Raw genomic sequence first — 16,319 nt, 5'->3', positions numbered from 1 at the left:
AACTGAGATTGTTTATGCAAAATACAAATCTTCCAGATGATTCCTACCAACGATTGAGACGTTCTTTAGAGAAAAATGCCTCAGAAGATATCTCAGAAAAAATTGTAGCAGCGATTTTGTTTGCTTGTGCTTTAGTCTCTGTTTTAACTACTACGGGGATTGTTGTAATTATCTTCCAAGAAACATGGGGATTTTTCCAAGAAGTTTCTCTAGCACAATTTTTCCTAGATACTAAATGGACACCGCTATTTGCTGATAGACATTTTGGGGTTTGGCCGTTAATTAATGGTACATTTTTAACGACAGCGATCGCAATGGCTGTGGCAATTCCTTTGGGTTTATCTTCCGCAATTTATTTAAGCGAATATGCTCAACCAAAAGTTGCTGCAATTTTGCGCCCAGCCGTAGAACTTTTAGCGGGAATACCAACAGTAGTTTATGGTTATTTTGCCCTTTTATTCATCACACCCTTACTCAGAAATGTCATTCCGCTAGAACTATTTAACGCCTTAAGTGCAGGCTTAATGATGGGAGTGATGATTACTCCTACTGTCGGTTCTATTAGCTTAGATGCGATTAAAGCTGTGCCAATTTCTTTACGAGAAGGTGCTTATGCTTTAGGTATCACCAAACTAGAAGCTATTTTTAAAGTTGTACTTCCAGCCGCACTTTCTGGAATCATCGCTTCAATCATTCTCGGAATTTCTCGCGCAGTCGGTGAGACAATGACTGTTGTGATTGCAGCTGGACAACAGCCAAGACTGACTATTAACTTTGCAGAGTCAGTAGAAACTATGACAGCTTACATGGCGCAGATTTCTGGCGGAGATAGTCCACGGGGAAGTTTAAATTTCAAAACATTATATGCCGTAGGCGCGCTGTTGTTTTTAATTACCCTAGCTTTAAATATTGTCAGTTATTGGGTTGCTAACCGTTTTAAAGAAAAATACGACTAAGAGATTATGACTATTACTTATAAACCAGATGATTATCTAGATTCAACACCAGAATTTACTGATAATATTGAGCAGCGAGAAACATTAGGCAAAGTCTTTGAAATCCTGTTTTTATTGGGATTGTTAATTGGGATATTTATTTTAGCATTGCTACTTTTTGATATTTTCCAAGATGGACTGGCCAGATTTCTTTCCCCTGGGTTTTTAACTGAAACTCCCTCGCGCTTCCCCGACCAAGGTGGTATACGTCCGGCGATTATCAGCAGTATTTTGTTAGGAATTGTTGTAATTGTGGTAACAGTTCCCATCGGTGTCGGAGCAGCTTTATATCTAGAAGAGTACGCGCCTAGAAATTGGTGGACAGCAATTATTGAGATTAATATCAGTAATTTGGCGGGAGTCCCTTCCATTGTCTATGGACTTTTGGGTTTAGGTGTTTTTAACTATTTATTAGGTTTTGGCCCTGCTTTAATTTCTGGTGCTTTGACTTTATCTTTACTATCTTTACCAGTGATTATTGTGACATCTAGAGAAGCGATTCGCGCCGTTCCTAATTCCTTGCGATATGCGTCTTATGGATTGGGGATTACTAAATGGCGAACGATTCGGAGTCATGTTATACCCTATGCTGTTCCTGGAATTTTGACAGGGGTGATTATTTCTATATCTCGCGCCATTGGTGATGCAGCCTCTTTAATTGTTGTGGGTGCGGTGGGTTTTCTCACATTTAATCCTGGTTTATTCCAGAGATTTATGGCTTTACCTATCCAAATTTATAGTTACATTACCCGTCCAGAACCAGGTTTTGCCAATGCAGCAGCAGCAACAATTATTGCATTATTAGTCTTGATTTTAACTTTAAATGGTGTGGCAATTTATATTAGACAACGCTTCACAATCAATTAGTTCATCAAGGTATTGTTAGGTATTTAGATTTATTGGGAGAATACACAAAATGTTATGTAGCAACAATAGAAATCCATTAGATACAGCCACCATCAATCAACCGGATAATTATGTGTTTCAGGTTGAAGGTGTGAAAGTATATTATGGAGGATTTTTAGCATTACTAGATGTCTATTTACAAATTCCAGAAAAACAAATTATTGCATTTATTGGCCCTTCTGGATGTGGTAAAAGTACTCTGCTACGTTGCTTCAACCGCATGAATGATTTGATTCCAGGAGCTAGAGTAGAGGGGAGATTAAATTATCGCGATCGCAATATTTACGATCCTAAGATTAATTCTGTCAAATTACGTCGCCAAGTGGGAATGGTATTTCAAAGACCGAATCCTTTCCCCAAATCAATCTACGAAAATATAGCCTTTGGGCCGCGTGCTAATGGTTATAAAGGGAACATAGATGACTTGGTAGAAGATTCCCTCAGACGCGCCGCCATTTGGGATGAAGTCAAAGACAAACTCAAAGAAAAAGGTACAGCCTTATCAGGCGGACAACAACAACGACTCTGCATTGCTAGAGCGATCGCTATGAAGCCAGATGTATTATTAATGGATGAACCATGCTCCGCGCTTGATCCTATTTCCAGTCGTCAAGTAGAAGAACTCTGTTTAGAACTCAAACAGCAATACACCATTATCATGGTTACTCACAATATGCAGCAGGCTTCCAGAGTCGCAGATTTTACAGCCTTCTTCAACACAGAAATTGACGAACACAGCAAACGCCGAGGAAAATTAGTCGAATTTAGTCCCACAGTGCAGATGTTCAGTTCTCCCCAAACCAAAGAAGCGGAAGACTATATCAGTGGCCGTTTTGGTTAGTTGAATCTAGACTTTAATTCTCCCCCAACTACGAATATTCACGTTACCATCAAAAAAACGCATCTCTGGTAAATCTGTGAAAAAGCGAGTTACTCTGACATTTCCTAAACGCGCCATCCAAATGCCAGTAACTTACGTACTGGCGAAAGATTTTAATGTAGCTGCTAATATTATCCGCGCTCAGGTGGCTCCGAATCAAATTGGTAAGTTAGTGGTTGAGTTATTGGGAGATATTGATCAATTAGACGCTGCAATTGAGTGGATGCGATCGCGCCATATCAGTGTTTCCTCTACCTTGGGGGAGATTATCATCGATGAGGATGTCTGTGTTCACTGTGGTTTGTGTACTGGGGTTTGTCCTACAGAAGCCCTCACCCTGAACCCAGAAACCTATAAACTGACATTCACGCGATCGCGTTGTATTGTCTGTGAACAGTGTATTCCCACTTGTCCCGTCCAGGCAATTTCTACTAATCTTTAACCCAGACGCAACACATCGGCTAACACACCACTGTCATCTACTAAGCGGTTTTCGGCGGGAGAATCATAAACTACTAATAAAGAAGGTTCATTAGTAATTTCTGAAAATAAAGTAATTCCTTCAGCCTTATCAGTGCGATTTCCATGCGGAATTTCTTGCACAAACTCAGGATTATTCATCACATTTTCCTGCAAATTCACGCCATTTTTTAGCCGATAAACTTGCACAATTCCATCTAAATCCATAGTTGGCCCGGCTAAAATTAACAAGTCCTCACCATCCCAACACAAATCTCTAATTCCCAAACCATTCAACCACACAAAATGCTTTTTGTATTTTTGTTTCTCCGCGCCAATCTTACGTAATTTTAAAAGACCAGGTAAAGACTCTTCCAACTCAAGTTCTAAAATTATTGCCCAACCCCGCAACACAGGGCCACGCAAACCTAAAAAAACTCTTCCTTGATTAACAGCTAAACCTTCAATATCAAAACCATTATCTTTTCCGGGAATTTGGGCTTGGATAAAAGCACCCAAATGCGGGTCATCAGCCAAAGCCGCCATTAACACATTTGTATCTTTTGTTAGCTCTAACTTTGCTGGAATTAACTGTAATTCTGGTTTGTTTGGATGTGGGCAAGATTTTAATAACTGACCATCTACTAAAGGAATTCTCCCTAAAATATAACGATTTTGTTCTGATTCAATCTTTGCCAATCTAGAAATATTCTTTGAGTCACTATTTTCAGGTTTAGTTTTCTTCCGTTTATAGCTATGTGAGCCAGTAAACCATAAATAATGACCATCACAAGCTAAACCTTCAATATCAATTTCCTCGTCTTCTGGTCTAGGTAAAGTTATAAACTCACCCACACGAAACTGTTTATGTTCCGCAAATTTATCTGCTTCAACTAAAGACAAACGCTCAATTGTTGTAGTTTCATCAGAACCAAACCACAGATATTTTTTGTCAGTCATGATGACTGCTGACAGGTCTGTTCTATGCTCTTGAAAACTTACCTGAAATGAAAGTAAAATATTCTTAATAAAAAGTGAATCAGTCATATTTTCAGAAACCCTTTAAAACTCTTGTGACTTAATCTTATTCCCTATTCCCCGTTCACCGTTGCCTATCTCCTGTATTTCTTCGGAATATTCAGCAACTTCATACCCAATGGGTATGAAGCGAATATTCCTGAATTCTTGATAGACTAAGGAAAATTGAGGAAGCGCAAATGGCAAAAGCAACTGGGGTTAAAAATGAAACAGAAACAGCCGCACCAGAATCATCTGTTGTTTCTGAGACTGAAGAAGTAGTAACAACTGAAGATACATCAGCATCAGTAGAAGATGCACAAGATATTGATGACATCTTGAACTCCCTCAAAAGCTTACTGAGTGCTTTAGAAAAACTACAAAAAGTCAGACAAGACGTAGGAGACATCAAACCCCTAATTGGGCGGATGCTAGACGGAGAAATAATTACTGGCGAAGAACTAGAACAATTAAAATCCGGTGTTAACAGTTTATCTCGCCTAGTTCGTGCTTACAGCGACCATCAAACCGCACTCACAAAAGCACAAGCCGCCAGAAACTTGTTAGATCAAGTGTTGAAAGTGTAAAACAAGGAAATAGGGAATAGGGAATAGGGAATAGGGAATAGGGAATAGGGAATAGGAAATATAAAAAATAAGCCAATGACTAATAACTAATGACTAATAACTAATGACTAATGACTAATGACTATCAACTATTTCCTAACCACAAACTGCGTTACCATCGCCATTCCACGCCAACCTAAGAATTTACCGATGGGTTCAGCCCTTTGAATGGCTATGCGAGTGAAATTGCCACCTACTTTTTCATACCATTGATATAAAGTTTGCTCTCCTTCTAAAGTGACGACGTTAGCAACTAAAACTCCGCCTGGACGTAAGGCTTGCCAACAAATGTCAAATAAACCTGCGGCTGTGACTCCACCACCAATGAAGATAGTATCCGGTGTAGGTAAGTCTTTTAAAGCTGATGGTGCTTTCCCAGAAATAATTTGTAAATTGGGAGTACCTAAAGCGGCGGCGTTATCGGCAATATATTGTAGTCTAGTGGCATTTTGTTCAATGGCGATCGCCTGACACCGAGGATGAGTCCGCATCCATTCTATAGATATTGAACCACAACCTGCGCCTACATCCCAAAGTAATTGTCCTGGCGTGGGTGCAAGGGTAGAAAGAGTAACTGCCCTGACTTCTCGTTTTGTTAACTGCCCGTCATGGTGATAAGCATCGTCCGGTAAACCTGGTAGTCTAGATAGAGGGATAATTCCGGCATCAGCAATACAATTAACAGCGATCGCATTTAAATCTGCAATTTCATTTTCCTGCCAAGTAGCTACTGTACCTGTAATTATTCTTTCTTGGACACCCCCCATTCGTTCTAAAACAGTCATCTGACTTTGACCGAAACCTCGCTGTGTCAAGATTTGCGCCACAATTTCTGGTGTACTTTTCCCTGCGCTTAAAATTAACAACCGCGCCCCAGGATAAATATAAGATTGCAGCATAGCCGGAGGACGACCGCATAAACTCAAAGTTTCTACATCCGTTAAAGACCATCCTAATCTGGCGCAAGCGAGACTAAAAGCTGATGGTGCTGGAATAATTGTCATTTCTGCAATAGGAATGTGACGCAAGAGAGTAACACCAATTCCATAACACAGAGGATCACCACTAGCTAACACACATACCGACTTACCCCGATGCTGGATAATGGTGTCTATAGAACGACTAATAGGCGAAGACCAAGAGATTTTCTGACGTTGGTCATCAGTTGGTAACATTGCCAAATGACGATCGCCTCCCACAATTATCTCAGCTTGAGCGACAATAGAACGAGCGATCGCACCTAATCCCCCTAAACCATCCTCCCCAACACCCACAACACCAAGCCATTTCCTCATAACCTAATTCTTTGCGCCCCTTTGCGTTTACCTTTGCGCTCTTTGCGTTAAAAACTTCCCATCATATCATGCTAAACTAGCGAGACTTGGGATTGGGAAACTCTGGTGAAATTCCGGGACTGTGCCGCAGCTGTAATGAAAAGGCAAAAGTAAAAAGGTAAAGGGCAAAAGAAAGAATATTGACTTTTAGCTTTTTAGTTTTTGAATTTTTGAGTCAGAATGCCAAAACCAAGAGTTTAGTATCTACTCCCTGCGTCGCACAGGGAAGGAGTTGGAGTCTTGTTAGCCGGAAGTACGCCTTGTCCTGGGTTATTTTATGCCACACCAGCCCAAGATGGAATTTTATCTAGAATCAGAATACCAGGTGGGATAATTAACAGTAAACAATGTCAGGCGATCGCAGATATCGCGGACAAATATGGTGGTGGTTATGTGGATGTTACCAACCGCGCCAACCTCCAAATTAGAGAAATCCATCAAGGAATAGACGCACAAACCCTAGAAAAACTCCAGCAATTAGGAATTGGTTCTCACAATACCAATGTAGACCAAATCCGCAATATTATGACCAGTCCCACAGCCGGGATTGATCCCCAAGAACTCATTGACACTCGTCCCTTCATCGAAAGCTGGGACAAATACATTACAGCACACCCCACCTTATCAGAACTATCCCCCAAATTCAGCGTTTGTTTCGATGGTGGTGGCTTAGTTTCAGTGTGCGATCGCCCCAACGATATCACATTAGTCGCCATCACTATAGACAGCAAAACTTACTTCCGCCTCCACATCACAGCCGGCGCAAAAGGTCAACCCCCCACCAAGACCGACATCTTAGTCCAACCAGCGCAAGTCTTAACACTTCTAGCCGCCTTAACAGATATATATATTTCTCTCTGCGTGACGGACACTTTGCTCAAGTCGGGAGACTCGCCCACGCAAGTGTCCTCCTCTGCGTCTCTGTGCGAGAAAACCCACCCCCATACGCAACGCAAACCCAGACTCAGACAAATCATCAACCATATAGGCTTAGATAACTATCTCCGAGAAGTTGAACAAAAATTACCATTTCCATTGCAGAGAATTGACCTAACCCCCCTACCCCCTTCCCTACTAGGGAAGGGGGAGCAAGAGAAGTATTTCTCCCCTCTCCTCGTAGGAGAGGGGTCGGGGGAGAGGTCAAAAACCCCCTATCACCACATCGGTATCCATCCCCAACGCCAACCAGGGTTATATTACATCGGACTAGTCTTACCTCTAGGTCGCCTAGAAACTCGACAACTGCGGGGTTTAGCCAAATTATCTGCAAAATATGGTGACGGAACACTCCGCCTCACCCCTTGGCAGAATGTACTATTAACAGACATCCCACAACACCAACTTACTGATGTACAAACAGAAATTACTGATTTAAAATTAGATGCCTCACCCACTAACATTAAAAGTGCCTTGGTAGCTTGTTCTGGTAATCAGGGATGTGCATCAGCAGCCACAGATACCAAAACTCACGCCTTAGCTGTAGCAGAATATCTACAATCTCGCATCACCTTAGAAAATCCTGTTAATATCCACTTTAGCGGCTGTGACAAATCCTGCGCCCAGCACACTCAAAGTGATATTGCTTTACTTGGTGTGAGTGAGGAACGCTATCAAGTGTATGTGGGAACAGGTGAAAACAACCAAAAATTCGGACGCGAACTCTATCAGGATGTGAGTTTTACCGACCTACCCGCCTTGATGGAGAAGATTTTAAATTTGTATAAAAACAAACGTCTAAATTCCACCGAATCCTTTGGGGAATTTGCCAACCGCCACACACCCAACCAACTCCAACAATTACTTTCTCGTCCTTCCATGCCCGACTACATCCGCGATGCTAATGAAATCTACCGTAATTCCTTCGCCATCATTCGGGCAGAAGCCAATTTAGATATCCTGCCGCCAGATGTAGCAAAAGTGGCAGTGCGGCTGATTCATGCCTGTGGGATGACGGATATAGTTACAGATATAGGATATTCCACCACGGCAGTAAACTCAGCTAGGAAAGCACTAGCAGCAGGCGCACCGATTTTGTGTGATTGTCGGATGGTAGCTGACGGGGTGACGAGAAAACGCTTACCAGCTAATAACGAGGTAATTTGCACCCTCAACGAGCCAGAAGTCCCAGAATTAGCGAAGAAATTGGGAAATACTAGGTCGGCGGCGGCGTTGGAACTCTGGAAACCTTACCTAGAAGGGTCAGTCGTCGCCATTGGTAACGCACCCACAGCATTATTTAGATTACTAGAAATGTTAGACGCAGGATACCCCAAACCGGCGGTAATTTTGGGTTTCCCAGTGGGGTTTGTGGGTGCAGCCGAATCCAAAGCCGCATTAGCCGCAGATAGCCGCAATGTACCATTTTTAACTTTACATGGTCGGCGCGGAGGGAGTGCGATCGCCGCCGCCGCCGTTAACGCCCTGGCAACGGAGGAAGAATAATATGACAGCCAAAGGTCGTCTGTATGGGGTTGGTGTAGGGCCAGGAGATCCCGAATTATTGACCCTGAAAGCATTGCGATTATTACGTGCAGCCCCCGTAGTCGCCTATCAATCAGCCACAGATAAAGAAAGTATAGCCAGGGGAATTGTTGCCCAGTATCTCACAGGCGAACAAATCGAAGTCGCCTATCATCTCCCCCGCGCCTTAGAACCAGAAACAGCCAAAGACATCTACGACCAAGAAATTGCACCCATCGCTGAACACTTAGCCGCCGGACGGGATGTTGTAGTGTTGTGTGAAGGCGACCCGTTTTTTTACGGTTCATTTATGTATGTATTTACACGCTTATCAGAACAGTACCAAACGGAAGTAGTACCTGGAGTTTCTTCATTAATGGCCTGTCCGGTGTCATTGGGTGTACCGTTCACCTATTACAACGATGTCCTCACTGTTTTACCTGCACCTCTCCCAGCTGAAGAACTCACCTCACGATTGCTGACCACCGATGCCGCAGCTATTATGAAACTCGGCCGCCATTTTCCTAAAGTGCGGGATATTCTGCATCAATTAGGACTGGCATCAAGGGCATTGTATATTGAACGCGCCACAATGACCCAGCAAAGGATTGTCCCCTTAGATGAGGTTAATCCGGCAGAAGTGCCTTATTTTGCGATGATTGTCATACCGACTAAAAATCGACTGTAGTAGCGTGTCAAGCCTAAAGTAGTGTATGAGATTTAGATAAAAAACGCAGATAAACGCAGATAAACGCCGATGAAACAAATTGATTCAGTTCGTAGTAAGGACTTTAGTCCTTTTTTGTTCACGGAGTATCTCGTAGAGAGAACTTTAGTTCTCTCTACAAACCTTGAATTAGTTACCCCCACAATATTTATCAATAAACTTTTCTGTAATGGTGCAGAGATACTCATCAAGATGGGCTAAGGTTTGTTGCGCGATCGCTTGTGGGACACCACCATAGTAAGCTTGAGCAATACCACCTGTAATGCAAGCAATGGTGTCACTATCGCCACCCAGAGAAACTGCATTGCGAATCGCATCTTCAAAACTAGTGGATTCTAGAAAGGCGATAATGGCTTGGGGGACAGAACCTGGACAACTAGCATCATATTGATATGTAGGGCGAATTTGGTCTAGGGTGGCTTCGAGGTTGTAACCAAAGTTAGCCTGAATGTAGGATTTAATCACCGTTTGATGATAACCCTGACGCGCCAAAAAAATCGCGGCGGCGGTAGCTTGCGCGCCTTTAATCCCTTCAGGATGATTATGGGTGACTTCTGCACTGTGTTTAGCTTCCCTTAACACAGTCTCTAAATCGTCGAAAGCAAAACCAATAGGACTAACACGCATAGCTGCACCATTACCAAAACTGTTGTATGGTTGGCGACTGTGAGACTTAGCCCAATTGCTGAAGTTGCGACCGTAGCCTGCATATTGGTAACGATTGTAATACCAATGAAGTTGGTCAATATACAAACTACTGGAGGGAAATTGGTCAGTGTGCAGAATCATATCTGCAACCGCCACAGTCAACACCGTGTCATCTGTAAAGCGGGACTGTCTACCAAATAAAGGAAAATCTTTAGTTTTTAGACCATAACCTTCATAGACTGAACCAATAATATCACCAGCGATCGCACCCAGCATAATCCCTAACTGTATTGTAATATTAAGCGAGTTTTTCCAGTCAGAATCAGGCTTTATATGGAATTGCTCCAGTATAAATTCGTTCTGACAACTCACCTAATTGATGGTTGAGAATTACTTTATCACCATCTTTCAATTAAAGTTGCATTCCGCAAAGTCCTGGTTCGTCGTTATGGAACTTCCAGAAAATAAACTATCCAAATTTATCTCCTGCAAAACAATTGTTTTCCCCCTGCCCCCCGCCATCAACGTGATAGTATATTTTTTAATTCTGAATTCTGAACTTTGTAGGTGCAAGCCTTTTCTCTGAGACATGATGCGAATCAGCAGGGCTTTTTGCATTGGTATTAGCTTCCTCCCTGACAGCCGGAATAATGACTGTAAATGTTGTTCCCACATTGATTTCACTAGAGACTGTAATCTCGCCGCCGTGAACATCGACGCACTTTTTGACAATAGATAAACCTAAACCCGTCCCTGGAGTTTTACCAACATTAAGTCCTCGGTAGAACGGTGTGAATAATTTAGCCATATCTTGAGATGTTAACCCAATACCCTGGTCAATAATTTGAAATTCGATGTGGTTTGGCTGACATTGTAAGGCCAAGGTGACAGTGCTGTCTGCTGGTGAATACTTGATGGCATTTTCGAGCAAATTCGTCAGGATGTGTTGCAATAAATGGGGGTCAGCACTGTACATCATACTTGTTGTCCCACCCTCCACTCTCAATACCATTCTATTGGCGGTGGGTGAGTAAGACTCTAAATCTGCTATGAGACTAGAACAAAAATAGTGAATATCTATCAGTGTGGGTTGACAATGAAACTGTTCTTGCTCTAATTGACCGACAACTAAAACATCTGTGATCAGTTTTGCCATATGCTTGATAGCTTGTTTACTCCGTCCAATGTGAGCTAGTTTCTGTTCAGGAGTGAGGGAACTTGGCTCTTCCAAAAGTTCTAAACTCATCAGTAAAGAACTTAAGGGGTTGCGAAATTCATGGGACACAATGGAAACAAATTGTGATTTGAGTTCATTGAGGCGTTTTTCTTGAGCTAAGGCTTGCTGGATGGCTTGTTCGGCGCGATGATTAGCTAGAGCCACCTGGATGGCAATACTTAAATCCTGCTCCTCGAATGGTTTGACAATGTAACCATAAGGATGGACTGCGATCGCCTCTTTTAATGTAGACTCATCAGCATGAGCGGTGAGAAACACCACAGGTATGTTGAATTGTTGTAATATCTGATGGGCTGCGACAATCCCTGTGGTGTTACCTTGCAAATAAATATCCATTAACACCAAATCTGGTTGATTGATCGTCACCAGTTCTAAAGCTTTGTGTGCCGAATTGGCAGTTCCAGCGATTCTGTAACCTAATCTTTGAAGATGTTGTTTGATATCTAGGGCAATCACCCATTCATCTTCAACAATCAAAATACTAGAATTGGAAACTGTCTGTGCCATACTACGACCTTCTTTGAAAGCGAATCTTAAATTCACTGCCTCGTTGCCGATTTAACTGAATTTCACCACCAATTTGTTCTGTTAGTCCATATACTAGTTGCATTCCTAGTGATGTAGTACACTGAAAATCAAAATCGGCAGGAATGCCAATACCGTCATCTTTTACTACCAAGCAATAATAGTCAGTCTCATCCTCTAGCCAGAATTGTAGGGTGATTTCACCTTTTTGCTGGGGAAAAGCATACTTGAGGGCATTAGATACTAATTCATTGATGATTAAGCCACAGGGAACAGCTGTATCTAAGTCTAGTTCTAAATTGGCTACTTCTAATGTGACCTGGATCTCTGAATCAACAGTAGTGTAGGATTGCACTAAATTTCCCACTAGTTCTGGAACATAAAAAGCAAAATTAATGCGCGATAGATTTTTAGAACGATAAAGTCGTTCATGAATTAATGCCATTGTTTTGACTCGACGCTGACTTTCGGTGAGTAACTTCAGTACAGCTGGGTCTTTGATGCTATTGGTCTGTAGGCTTAATAAGCTAGAAACCATCTGCATATTATTTTTGACTCGGTGATACACTTCCCGCAACAACACCTCCTTTTCTTTTAAAGAAGTACGAATTTTTTCCTCAATTTCTTTGCGTTCTTGTAGTTCTGTTTGCAGTTGTCCATAAAGTTCTGATTGTTGAATTGCAATTGCTAATTGATTCCCTATCTGTTCTAGTAATTCAATTTCCCAGGCTTCCCAATTACGGGGGGCAGTATTTTGGTAAATTGCTAACAAGCCCCACAGACAATCTCCGCAAATAATGGGAGCGATCGCGTAAGCCCTGGCTTGAAATTGTTCTAGAAGTGCGATGTGACAATCTTGATGTCCCACGGTGTAAATATCACTCACAGCAAAGGTTTCATGATTTTTATACCTGCCTCCTTGGGTTTGTTGTAAATAACTATCTTCCCAAACCTCTTGAAAATCTGCACCTACAAGCTTTTTCCACCCCTTACTAACGGACTCAACGATAAAACTCCCACTCCAATCGGGATGAAAACGATAAACAGCCGCCCGATTGACACTCAATGTATGCCTCACTTCGGTGACAGTAGTGGTGAGAATGGCATCTAAATCTAAAAATTGGCGAATTTCTTGGGTAATTAGCCTCAATAACCTTTCTTTTCTGGCTTGTTGTTGTCTAGCGGCTTCTGCTTGTTTGCGTTCTGTAATATCGTTACCGGTGGTGAGAAAACAGGGAATTCCGTCTACATAAATACATTCTGCTGATGCTAAAAAAGTGCGTATCTCTCCAGTTTTAGTGCAGATGGTACATTCAAAATCACGTACACTACCCTTAGCTAATATTTGCTGACGAATCATTCCCCCATAGACTGGATCAGCAAAAAAAGTGAATTTCTCTGGAGGTTGGGTGATTAATTCTTCACGGGAATAGCCGAAAAGCTGACAAAATGCTTCATTGACTTCAATAAAGCGTTGATCTAGCAAAGACGTAATCACGATGGGATAGGGTGAGGCGTGAAAAATTTGCTCGAATCTGGCTTCGGCTTGCTGGAGTTGTTGCGTGCGTTCTGCAACTCGTTGTTCGAGTTCTTGGTTGAGTTTTTGTAAGGCGGCTTCGGCTTGTTGACGTTCCCTGAGTTCTTGCTGCACCTGTTGATAGAGTTGTGCTTGCTGAACTGCGATCGCCAATTGATCAGCAACTTTCCTTGATAGTTCTACTTCTTCATCTTTCCAGGGACTTTCACTTTCTGGTTTGGTGAGTGATAGGCTACCCCAAACTTTACCGTTAACGCTAATGGGTGTTAATAGCCACACCTGAGTAAATTTCTGGGCTAGTTGTTTGTGGATGGGATCATTAATTTCATCTACGCCATTAATTCGCACTACTTGCTGCTGTTTGAGTTGGGCTGTATATATGTTTCCCTGATCAGGAACTTCTATACCTATGGTATCTGGTATAGATTCATCTAAGCGATGCACTGCTAGAACTTTCCAAATTTGCTGTTCTGGTAAATACTGAATAATGGAAGTTCGATTGACTGCTAATAATTGTGTGACTTCTGCTGTAGCTGTGGAAAAAATCGTCTGTAAATCTAGGGAACTGCGAATAATTTGCACTACTCGATTTAAAGCTTGTGCTTGCTGTACTTGACGCTTTAAGGCTTGTGCTGCTACTTTGCGATCTGTGACATCCCGTGAAATACATAATATTGATTCAATCATGTTGTCATGGCTCAACTCTGGAGCGATCGCTGCTTCAAAGTTACGTATGCCGTTAAGTGTCTCAAATTCAAATTCAATAGTCTGTTTTTCCCCAGTTGTGAGCAAGGTTTGGGCGGCTTTTTCCCAAGCTTGCACAATTGCTGCTGATATGCCTAACTCACCGCAAGTTTTACCCAAAAAAGCCCTTGTTGGCATCCCGGTAATTTTTGTCGCAGACGGACTAACATAAAGATGCCGTAGTTGTGTATCGAAGCGTACAATAATGTCAGGGGAATTTTCTACTAAGGTTTGATACGGTTGTTGTGATTTTTGCCAGGCTGTTGTTGTAGCTGGGGAATCATCCAGAGAAATTTTCTGTCTAGCCTGCTCAATTGCTTGTAATAATTTGTCAATTTGATGGGGAGATTTGATCACATAATCATCTAACCCTGCTTTCATGGCTGCCACTATAGTCTCGACATGATCACAATCTGCAAACATAATCACAGGACAAGCCTGACGATGCTCTTTTATAGTTTTTAGCACATCGATTCCGGTTGTCCAGGGTAAATTTTCATCAGTGATGACTAAATCAAAGTTACCATTAGCGATCGCCTGAGCTAAATCTTCTACATTCAAAATTTCCTCAATTTCACATCCCGGCAATTTTTGGGAGAGTGCTGTGATTATCCAATCACTCTCTACAGGGTTAGAGTTAATTAACAAAATTCTCGGCAACAGGCTATCTCGGCTCATATCAACCCCTTTGGGAAACAAAAAATTCACGCATACCCTACGGGATGTTGCTACAAAATTCCCTATTCAATAGGCTACTAATTCATTTATGAAAAAACTCAATTAACTTCTGCATCTGATTTAGAGAAAAAATCTCAGCGTATATAGTATACGGAGTGGCATGGCTAGTCTGAAATATTACATTATTCATGTCCTGTAGGATGGGCTGATTGCCCGTCCAGTGCAGACGAATTCCTCCTCAAGATAGATTAATTAATCATCAAAATCCTGATTTATCAAAAAATCAAGATATGCCATTTGCTCTATCAACTAAAATAAATTTATTAGTATATTTTTGTATAGTATTGTCAGATAAATACATATTTAGAGATAAATCGATAAATATAATTACCAGATGATTGCTAATAGCAAAGTGCTATCTTAAGGGCAAAGTCATTTGCTCACATGAGAGGAAAATGCTATGACTGCCACACTCATAGAAAGTAATTCTCTTGAGTCATTATTGGGGAATGAAGCCGAAAATTTGCTCAACTATACAGCCAAAGTCTCTAAAGATTTACTGCATTTACCGGGGCCTGACTTTATAGACCGAGTTTGGTTAAATAGCGATCGCCATCCCCAAGTCTTGCGTAATCTCCAGCAGTTTTATGCTAGTGGGCGGTTAGCGAATACAGGTTATCTCTCAATTTTGCCAGTAGACCAAGGGATTGAACACTCAGCCGGTGCTTCTTTTGCAGCCAATCCTATTTATTTTGACCCAGAAAATATTATCAAATTAGCGATCGCCGCAGGTTGTAATGCTGTAGCTACAACTTTAGGAGTATTAGGGAGTGTATCGCGTAAATATGCTCACAAAATTCCTTTCATCGCCAAAATTAACCATAACGAATTGTTGACGGTTCCGAATCAATTCGACCAAGTATTATTTGCTGATGTCGAACAAGCTTGGAATTTAGGTGCAGTCGCCATTGGTGCAACTATTTACTTTGGTTCCGAACAATCAACTAGACAAATTCAAGAAATCAGTCAAGCTTTTAAATATGCCCATGAATTGGGGATGGTAACTATACTCTGGTGTTATTTGCGAAATAATGCTTTTAAACAAGATAAAGATTATCACGTTGCAGCTGACCTGACAGGACAAGCTAATCATTTAGGTGTGACCATTGAAGCTGACATCATTAAACAGAAACTGCCAGAAAATAATCATGGTTATGAAGCAGTAGCTAAAGCCACAGGTCAAAGTTACGGCAAAATCGACCAGCGAGTATACACAGAATTAACCAGTGACCATCCCATCGATTTAACCCGTTATCAAGTATTAAATTGCTACTGTGGACGCGCAGGTTTAATTAACTCTGGTGGTGCTTCCGGGAAAAACGATTTTGCTGAAGCTGTGCGTACAGCCGTAATTAATAAACGTGCTGGAGGTACAGGTTTAATTTCAGGAAGAAAGACTTTTCAAAGACCTTTTGAAGAAGGTGTGAAACTTTTTCACGCTATTCAGGATGTTTATTTATCGCCAGAGATCACAATAGCGTGATTA

13 protein-coding genes and 1 pseudogene are annotated in these 16,319 nt (G+C 41.7%); 9 read left to right on the top strand and 5 right to left on the bottom strand.

The window, feature by feature from the left end:
• Positions 1 to 14: 14 nt before the first annotated feature.
• From pstC to ACQFX9_RS16080, 4 genes are all read left to right on the top strand, one after another.
• Positions 15 to 956, top strand: a complete 942-nt coding sequence (gene pstC, locus ACQFX9_RS16095; protein WP_236142652.1) for a phosphate ABC transporter permease subunit PstC — start codon at positions 15 to 17, stop codon at positions 954 to 956.
• Positions 957 to 962: 6 nt separating this feature from the next.
• The gene (pstA, locus tag ACQFX9_RS16090) at positions 963 to 1,862 is read left to right on the top strand and encodes a phosphate ABC transporter permease PstA (RefSeq protein ID WP_427156925.1); all 900 of its coding nucleotides are present in this window, start codon (positions 963 to 965) and stop codon (positions 1,860 to 1,862) included.
• A 49-nt stretch (positions 1,863 to 1,911) separates the two neighbouring features.
• Positions 1,912 to 2,742 (top strand): phosphate ABC transporter ATP-binding protein PstB, encoded by an 831-nt coding sequence (gene pstB / locus ACQFX9_RS16085; RefSeq protein WP_427156924.1) that lies wholly within the window; start codon positions 1,912 to 1,914, stop codon positions 2,740 to 2,742.
• 76 nt (positions 2,743 to 2,818) lie between these two features.
• Entirely contained in the window at positions 2,819 to 3,223 is a 405-nt protein-coding gene (locus ACQFX9_RS16080; RefSeq protein ID WP_103135943.1) for an NIL domain-containing protein, read from the top strand.
• On the opposite strand, the gene ACQFX9_RS16075 is transcribed toward ACQFX9_RS16080, so the two are convergent.
• Positions 3,220 to 4,287, bottom strand: a complete 1,068-nt coding sequence (locus ACQFX9_RS16075) for a DUF3616 domain-containing protein (RefSeq protein WP_427156923.1) — start codon at positions 4,285 to 4,287, stop codon at positions 3,220 to 3,222. The genes ACQFX9_RS16080 and ACQFX9_RS16075 overlap by 4 nt on opposite strands.
• Before the next feature lie 170 nt (positions 4,288 to 4,457).
• Here ACQFX9_RS16075 and ACQFX9_RS16070 point away from each other — a divergent pair, with 170 nt between their 5' ends.
• Complete coding sequence (locus ACQFX9_RS16070) at positions 4,458 to 4,844, top strand: hypothetical protein (RefSeq protein WP_427156922.1); 387 nt, start codon at positions 4,458 to 4,460, stop codon at positions 4,842 to 4,844.
• A 128-nt stretch (positions 4,845 to 4,972) separates the two neighbouring features.
• On the opposite strand, the gene cbiE is transcribed toward ACQFX9_RS16070, so the two are convergent.
• Complete coding sequence (gene cbiE / locus ACQFX9_RS16065; protein WP_427156921.1) at positions 4,973 to 6,178, bottom strand: precorrin-6y C5,15-methyltransferase (decarboxylating) subunit CbiE; 1,206 nt, start codon at positions 6,176 to 6,178, stop codon at positions 4,973 to 4,975.
• A 279-nt stretch (positions 6,179 to 6,457) separates the two neighbouring features.
• On the opposite strand from cbiE, the pseudogene cobG reads away from it, so the two are divergent.
• The 3 genes and pseudogenes from cobG to ACQFX9_RS16050 all read left to right on the top strand — a co-directional run.
• A pseudogene (cobG, locus tag ACQFX9_RS16060) lies at positions 6,458 to 7,960 on the top strand (precorrin-3B synthase); the annotation flags it as partial.
• Positions 7,961 to 8,032: 72 nt separating this feature from the next.
• Positions 8,033 to 8,659 carry a precorrin-8X methylmutase gene (locus tag ACQFX9_RS16055; RefSeq protein ID WP_427162911.1) on the top strand — a complete coding sequence of 209 codons (627 nt, stop codon included), beginning with the start codon at positions 8,033 to 8,035 and terminating at the stop codon, positions 8,657 to 8,659.
• Position 8,660: 1 nt separating this feature from the next.
• Positions 8,661 to 9,365: a precorrin-2 C(20)-methyltransferase gene (locus tag ACQFX9_RS16050; RefSeq protein ID WP_427162910.1), complete on the top strand. Its 705-nt coding sequence runs from the start codon at positions 8,661 to 8,663 to the stop codon at positions 9,363 to 9,365.
• Positions 9,366 to 9,533: 168 nt separating this feature from the next.
• Here ACQFX9_RS16050 and ACQFX9_RS16045 read toward each other — a convergent pair whose 3' ends face one another.
• The 3 genes from ACQFX9_RS16045 to ACQFX9_RS16035 all read right to left on the bottom strand — a co-directional run bounded on the left by ACQFX9_RS16045 (position 9,534) and on the right by ACQFX9_RS16035 (position 14,773).
• Positions 9,534 to 10,328: an ADP-ribosylglycohydrolase family protein gene (locus ACQFX9_RS16045; RefSeq protein ID WP_427156919.1), complete on the bottom strand. Its 795-nt coding sequence runs from the start codon at positions 10,326 to 10,328 to the stop codon at positions 9,534 to 9,536.
• Positions 10,329 to 10,593: 265 nt separating this feature from the next.
• Entirely contained in the window at positions 10,594 to 11,832 is a 1,239-nt protein-coding gene (locus tag ACQFX9_RS16040; protein WP_427156918.1) for a hybrid sensor histidine kinase/response regulator, read from the bottom strand.
• Positions 11,798 to 14,773 carry a GAF domain-containing protein gene (locus ACQFX9_RS16035; protein WP_427156917.1) on the bottom strand — a complete coding sequence of 992 codons (2,976 nt, stop codon included), beginning with the start codon at positions 14,771 to 14,773 and terminating at the stop codon, positions 11,798 to 11,800. Before ACQFX9_RS16035 ends, ACQFX9_RS16040 begins: the two co-directional genes overlap by 35 nt.
• Before the next feature lie 460 nt (positions 14,774 to 15,233).
• On the opposite strand from ACQFX9_RS16035, the gene ACQFX9_RS16030 reads away from it, so the two are divergent.
• Positions 15,234 to 16,316, top strand: coding sequence for a class I fructose-bisphosphate aldolase (locus ACQFX9_RS16030; RefSeq protein WP_427156916.1), 1,083 nt, complete (start codon positions 15,234 to 15,236; stop codon positions 16,314 to 16,316).
• Positions 16,317 to 16,319 lie beyond the last annotated feature (3 nt).

Source organism: Aliinostoc sp. HNIBRCY26, assembly GCF_050235535.1.
Taxonomy (GTDB): Bacteria; Cyanobacteriota; Cyanobacteriia; order Cyanobacteriales; family Nostocaceae; genus Trichormus.
This window is presented reverse-complemented; position numbering and strand designations above follow the sequence as displayed.

Bases quoted from the DNA above. Each gene is read 5' to 3' on its own strand.
- pstC (WP_236142652.1), top strand. From the start codon at position 15: ATGCAAAATACAAATCTTCCAGATGATTCCTACCAACGATTGAGACGT.
- pstA (WP_427156925.1), top strand. From the start codon at position 963: ATGACTATTACTTATAAACCAGATGATTATCTAGATTCAACACCAGAA.
- pstB (WP_427156924.1), top strand. From the start codon at position 1,912: ATGTTATGTAGCAACAATAGAAATCCATTAGATACAGCCACCATCAAT.
- ACQFX9_RS16075 (WP_427156923.1), bottom strand. From the start codon at position 4,287: ATGACTGATTCACTTTTTATTAAGAATATTTTACTTTCATTTCAGGTA.
- ACQFX9_RS16070 (WP_427156922.1), top strand. From the start codon at position 4,458: ATGGCAAAAGCAACTGGGGTTAAAAATGAAACAGAAACAGCCGCACCA.
- cbiE (WP_427156921.1), bottom strand. From the start codon at position 6,178: ATGAGGAAATGGCTTGGTGTTGTGGGTGTTGGGGAGGATGGTTTAGGG.
- ACQFX9_RS16055 (WP_427162911.1), top strand. From the start codon at position 8,033: ATGCCCGACTACATCCGCGATGCTAATGAAATCTACCGTAATTCCTTC.
- ACQFX9_RS16050 (WP_427162910.1), top strand. From the start codon at position 8,661: ATGACAGCCAAAGGTCGTCTGTATGGGGTTGGTGTAGGGCCAGGAGAT.
- ACQFX9_RS16045 (WP_427156919.1), bottom strand. From the start codon at position 10,328: ATGCTGGGTGCGATCGCTGGTGATATTATTGGTTCAGTCTATGAAGGT.
- ACQFX9_RS16035 (WP_427156917.1), bottom strand. From the start codon at position 14,773: ATGAGCCGAGATAGCCTGTTGCCGAGAATTTTGTTAATTAACTCTAAC.
- ACQFX9_RS16030 (WP_427156916.1), top strand. From the start codon at position 15,234: ATGACTGCCACACTCATAGAAAGTAATTCTCTTGAGTCATTATTGGGG.